The 4,899-nt window shown below is 72.5% G+C and carries 6 protein-coding genes; 4 read left to right on the top strand and 2 right to left on the bottom strand.

The window, feature by feature from the left end; all coding sequences use genetic code 11:
* The first annotated feature begins 95 nt into the window (after positions 1–95).
* The 4 genes from AB0H32_RS36615 (at position 96) to AB0H32_RS36600 (ending at position 3,027) form a co-directional block, all read left to right on the top strand.
* Positions 96–464, top strand: coding sequence for a BlaI/MecI/CopY family transcriptional regulator (locus tag AB0H32_RS36615; protein ID WP_361130094.1), 369 nt, complete (start codon positions 96–98; stop codon positions 462–464).
* Positions 464–1,393 (top strand): M48 family metalloprotease, encoded by a 930-nt coding sequence (locus tag AB0H32_RS36610; protein WP_361130091.1) that lies wholly within the window; start codon positions 464–466, stop codon positions 1,391–1,393. The genes AB0H32_RS36615 and AB0H32_RS36610 overlap by 1 nt, the downstream gene beginning before the upstream one ends.
* 108 nt (positions 1,394–1,501) lie before the next feature.
* Positions 1,502–1,894 (top strand): VOC family protein, encoded by a 393-nt coding sequence (locus AB0H32_RS36605; RefSeq protein ID WP_361130088.1) that lies wholly within the window; start codon positions 1,502–1,504, stop codon positions 1,892–1,894.
* Positions 1,895–1,956: 62 nt separating this feature from the next.
* Complete coding sequence (locus AB0H32_RS36600) at positions 1,957–3,027, top strand: adenosine deaminase (RefSeq protein WP_361130085.1); 1,071 nt, start codon at positions 1,957–1,959, stop codon at positions 3,025–3,027.
* Here AB0H32_RS36600 and AB0H32_RS36595 read toward each other — a convergent pair.
* Positions 3,009–3,524 (bottom strand): DUF664 domain-containing protein, encoded by a 516-nt coding sequence (locus tag AB0H32_RS36595; protein ID WP_361130082.1) that lies wholly within the window; start codon positions 3,522–3,524, stop codon positions 3,009–3,011. The two genes, AB0H32_RS36600 and AB0H32_RS36595, sit on opposite strands and share 19 nt — an antisense overlap.
* Positions 3,525–3,573: 49 nt before the next feature.
* Positions 3,574–4,899 (bottom strand): carotenoid oxygenase family protein (locus AB0H32_RS36590; protein WP_361130079.1); only part of this gene is annotated, 1,326 nt, incomplete at its 5' end.

Genomic DNA, 4,899 nt, shown 5'->3' with positions numbered 1-4,899 from the left:
CGGGGGGGGCCCCCCCCCCCGCCCGGCGCCGGCTGACTACAATCGTGTAGGCGGTCTGCCGGACTGCCGACGAAGACGGGGTGAGGAACGTTCCCATGACCGAGGCCAAGGACGAACGCCGGCCTGCCGGTGAACTCGAAGCCAGCGTCCTGGCCGCTCTCTGGGCCGCCGGGGCGCCCCGGACGGCCGGCCAGGTCCAGCAGAGCCTCGGCGCCGATCTCGCCCGCACGACGGTGACGACGATCCTCACCCGCCTGCACGACAAGGGCATGGTCGAGCGGCAGCGCCAGGGCCGCGGCTACGCCTACTTTCCCCTCCAGGACGCCCAGGGCCTCACCGCCCGCCGGATGCACAGCGAACTCGACCGGGACAACGACCGCGTAACCGTCCTCGCCCGCTTCGTCGCCCAGCTCAGCCCCGACGACGAACGCACCCTGCGGGACCTCCTCGAATCCGACGACTGATGACCGCACTGCTCCTGCTGCCGCTGCTGCTGCCGTTCGCCCTCCCGGCACTGGCCCGGCGCGCCCTCGACCGGCTCGTCCCCGCCGCCGCCCTGTGGGCGATCACCGTCTGTGCGCTCGTCCTCGCGGGCTGCTCGCTGGCCGCGCTCGGCTCGTTCGTCCTGATCGGCCTGCTCAAGGTGCCCGTGTTCGCCGCACTCGGCGAACTGATCCACCCGCTGCACACCGCCTCCGACCTCGTCGTCCTCCCGGCAGCCGCGACCTCCGTCGGCGCCCTCGCCGTGTGCGGCTGGACCCTCGTCCGCTCGGTCCTGCGCCAGACCCGCGCGTTCCGGGCCGCCCGCACCGAGGCCGGGCACGGACCCGCCGCGGGCGACCTGTGCGTCGTGGACTCGCCGCGCCCCGACGCGTACGCACTGCCCGGCCGCCCGCACCGGATCGTCGTCACCACCGCCATGCTGCGCAGCCTCGACGGCCGCGAGCGCGAGGCGCTGTTCGCGCACGAGCGGGCACACAACGAAGGCGGTCACCACTACTTCCTCGCCGCAGCCGAAGTCGCGGCGCACTGCCACCCCGCCCTGCGACCGGTCCGCGAGACCATCCGCCTCGCCGCCGAGCGCGCCGCCGACGAGGCCGCCGCCGTGAGCGTCGGCGACCGTCGCCTGACCGCCCGCGCCATCGCCCGGGCCGCCCTGGCCGGCCGGGCCGTCCGCGCCGAGCGTCCCGACTTCGCCGCCGCCGCGACGACGGGTCCCGTCCCGCAGCGCGTCCAGGCCCTCCTGGCGGCGCCTCGGTCCGCGCACCGCACCGGCAGGCGCGTCGCCGCCCTCCTGCTCGCCTGCACAGTCGTCTCCTGCGTCGCCTCCGTGACCGGACTGGCCGACTTCCACCACCGGGTCGAGGTCGCCCAGGGCGACGAAAATCCCTGATCGACAGCGCCTGTCGTACCGCCGAACCCGCCTGCACGACAGGTGACTGGCGCACGCGAAGTTTTACGTATAACCTCACCCGCTAACCAACCTCACCGGAAGGCCCCGATGCGCCGCGTTGCCCTGGTCACCCTCGTCGTCGACGACTACGACGAGGCCATCCGCTTCTACACCGAGGCCCTCGGATTCCGGCTGGCCGCGGACGAGCCCCGGCCGGACGGCTCCCGCTGGGTCGTCGTGGAGCCCGGTGCCGAAGGCCAGGGCACCGGCCTGCTGCTCGCCCGCGCCAAGGGCGAGGACCAGCGTGCCCGGATCGGGGACCAGACCGGCGGGCGGGTCGGGTTCTTCCTGCACACCGACGACTTCGCCCGCGACCACGCCCGTATGACGGCCGCCGGCGTGACCTTCCTGGAGGAGCGGCGCCACGAGCCGTACGGCACGGTGGCCGTCTTCCAGGACCTCCACGGCAACCGCTGGGACCTCCTCCAGCCGGCCGGCTGAGTTTCCTCCCGCCGCACGCTCCTCCCACCCCTTTGAACCGCCTGCTCAAGGAAAGACCCGCCATGACTGCTACGCGCGTAGACGCCGAAGTGATCCGCCGCCTGCCCAAGGCCGTCCTGCACGACCACCTCGACGGCGGCCTGCGCCCCGCCACCGTCGTCGAACTCGCTGCGGCGGTCGGCCACACCCTGCCCACCACCGACCCCGACGAGCTGGCCGCCTGGTACTACGAGGCCGCCAACTCCGGCGACCTGGTCCGCTACATAGCCACCTTCGAGCACACCCTCGCCGTCATGCAGAACCGCGAGGGCCTGCTGCGCGTCGCCGAGGAGTACGTCCTCGACCTCGCCGCCGACGGCGTCGTCTATGCCGAGGTGCGCTACGCCCCCGAGCTGAACACCCAGGGCGGGCTGTCGCTGAGCGAGGTCGTGGAGACCGTCCAGGAGGGCCTCGCCGCCGGTATGGCCAAGGCGGCGGCCGCCGGCACCCCCGTCCGGGTCGGCACCCTGCTGTGCGGCATGCGCATGTTCGACCGGGTCCGCGAGGCCGCCGACCTGGCCGTCGCCTACCGTGACGCCGGTGTCGTCGGCTTCGACATCGCCGGTGCCGAGGACGGCTTCCCGCCCGCCGACCACCTGGACGCCTTCGAGCACCTGCGCCGCTCGAGCGTGCCCTTCACCATCCACGCCGGCGAGGCGCACGGGCTGCCCAGCATCCACCAGGCCCTGCAGGTGTGCGGCGCCCAGCGCATCGGCCACGGCGTGCGCCTGACCGAGGACATCGTGGACGGCAAGCTCGGCCGTCTGGCCGGCTGGGTGCGTGACCGCCGCATCGCCCTGGAGATGTGCCCGACGTCCAACCTCCAGACGGGCTGCGCCACCTCGATCGCCGAGCACCCCATCACCGCGCTGAAGGACATGGGCTTCCGGGTCACCCTCAACACCGACAACCGTCTGGTCTCGGGTACGACGATGACCCGGGAGATGTCCCTGCTGGTCGAGGAGGCGGGCTGGACGGTCGAGGACCTGCGCACGGTCACGGTGAACGCCGTCAAGAGCGCGTTCATCCCGTTCGACGAGCGCAGGGCCCTCCTCGAGGACGTGGTCCTGCCGGGTTACGCGGCCGCGCTCTGAAGCAGCCCCCTGAGGTAGGCGGCCTGTCCGATGTGCTGAAGGCCGTCGGACAGGACGCTCACCAGGCGGACCCCGAGCGTGACCGGGGGATCCCAGCGCTCGTCCACGATCCGTTCGAGGTCCTTGGCGGCGAGCGAACGCAGGGCGCCGAGACTCTGCTCGTGCACGGCGTCGTAGTACCCGGTCAGCAGGTCGGCCGACTCGACCCGCACCTTCGCGACCTTCGCGGCACTGTGCCCGAAACCGGTGTCGTGGCGGGGCAGGTCGAGGCCGAAGCGCTTCTCCCAGCCCTGGGACAGCCACACCTGGTCCAGGTCGAAGGCGTCGGCGATGTGGTCGTCCTGCACCCGGGTCAGGTGCCAGACCAGCCAGGCGATGGAGTTGGCGCCGGGGTCCGGACGGAAGTGCAGCCCGTCCGGTCCCAGGCCGTCGAGGGCGGCACGGACTTCTTCCTGGATGCGGCCGTAGCCGTCGATGAGGATGTCCTTTGCATGCATGCGTCCACCATCGCGCATCGCCTGCCCTCATGCGTCCGCAATCCGGCTCTCATGCGTCCGCGATCCAGCTCCCGTGGAAGCCGAGCGGCACCCGCCCCGGCAGATGGACCCGCGCCACCGGCTCGCCGCTGAAGTCCTGTGCGGCGAGGATCACCAGGTCGGCGGCGCCCCGGTCGGGGTTGTGGACGTAGGCGATCGCGTATCCGTCGTCCTCGGCCGCCTTCCCGGCGCCCGGATCACGCGGGACGAACACCGCCTCGCCCGCCGCCGCGTGACGGGGCAGCCGGTGCACCTGGGTCGTACCGCGCAGCAGGTCGTGCTTGAAGAGCGCGTTGTCGAAGGCCCGGTCCGGTGGGTTGCCGCCGTCGGGGGTCAGGTACGCGAGCGTCATGTCGGCAGCCGCGGCCGAGTAGCCGTACCGGTGGCGGCGGGCGACCAACGCCTCGTTGACCCGTGGGAACTCCTGCGGCCGGTCGTCCAGGACCCGCTGCCTGACGCGTCCGTGGCGCAGGTCGACCGTCCAGCGTTCGAGCTTCACCGTGCCCGTCCCGTACGGCCCGTCGGAGCCGCGGCCGGCGACGTGGAACGGCGCCGGATAGGTCGTCAGGTCGACGACCACGGACGAGCCCTCGTCGTAGGCGTTGAGGGTGTGCGAGTAGAAGACCGGGTCGATGCCGAACCAGCGCACCGGCCCGCCGGTCCGCCGCATGACCCCCACCCGGGTGGGGTGCTCGCGGTTCCAGACGTACGGCACCGGCGCGCCGCGTCCGGCGGCCGCCGGGTCGAAGGTGACCGGGAGGTCGAACACGACGACGTGTTTCCCGGTGAGCGCGAAGTCGTGCATCATCGGCGCGTCCGCCACCGGGATCCGGGTCGTGCGGGAGATGCGCCCGGCGGGGTCCACGACCAGGTGCCGGACGTGGTCCCAGGCCGGGTGGTAAGCGATCGCGTGGAGTTCACCGGCGTGCGCGTCGTACTTGGTGTGGGCGGTGAACGCCCCCTCCAGGGTGCCCCGGAAGTCGTAGGTGCCCACCGTGTTCAGCTCGCCGTCCAGTTCGTACGGCAGCGGACCGCTCTCCTGCAGCGCGAGGATCCGCCCCTGATACGGGATCACATGCGTGTTGCAGGCGAAGTCCTCCGGCGGCACCGGACCCGGGTGGGGCTCACCGAGCTTGTGCGCCACCTGGGAGGAGCGCACCCAACGGTTCCGGTACCACTCCGCCCTCCCGTCGCGCAGCCGTACCCCGTGCACCATGCCCTCGCCGAGCATCCAGTGGTGCGCGCGGGGGTCCTCCAGGCCGAGGCGAGGATCTTGTCCTGCCGCTCGGAGGCGAGCGTGGAGCCGAGGGCGGTGGTCGTGGTGGTCTTGCCGACG

The sequence above is a fragment of the Streptomyces sp. NPDC020362 genome, from assembly GCF_040642095.1.
Lineage (GTDB): Bacteria > Actinomycetota > Actinomycetes > Streptomycetales > Streptomycetaceae > Streptomyces.
The sequence above is the reverse complement of the archived record's forward strand: the minus strand, read 5'-3'. Positions and strand labels throughout refer to the sequence as shown.

Coding starts and splice junctions, on each gene's coding strand:
- AB0H32_RS36600 (WP_361130085.1), top strand. CDS start 1,957: ATGACTGCTACGCGCGTAGACGCCGAAGTGATCCGCCGCCTGCCCAAG.
- AB0H32_RS36610 (WP_361130091.1), top strand. CDS start 464: ATGACCGCACTGCTCCTGCTGCCGCTGCTGCTGCCGTTCGCCCTCCCG.
- AB0H32_RS36605 (WP_361130088.1), top strand. CDS start 1,502: ATGCGCCGCGTTGCCCTGGTCACCCTCGTCGTCGACGACTACGACGAG.
- AB0H32_RS36615 (WP_361130094.1), top strand. CDS start 96: ATGACCGAGGCCAAGGACGAACGCCGGCCTGCCGGTGAACTCGAAGCC.
- AB0H32_RS36595 (WP_361130082.1), bottom strand. CDS start 3,524: ATGCATGCAAAGGACATCCTCATCGACGGCTACGGCCGCATCCAGGAA.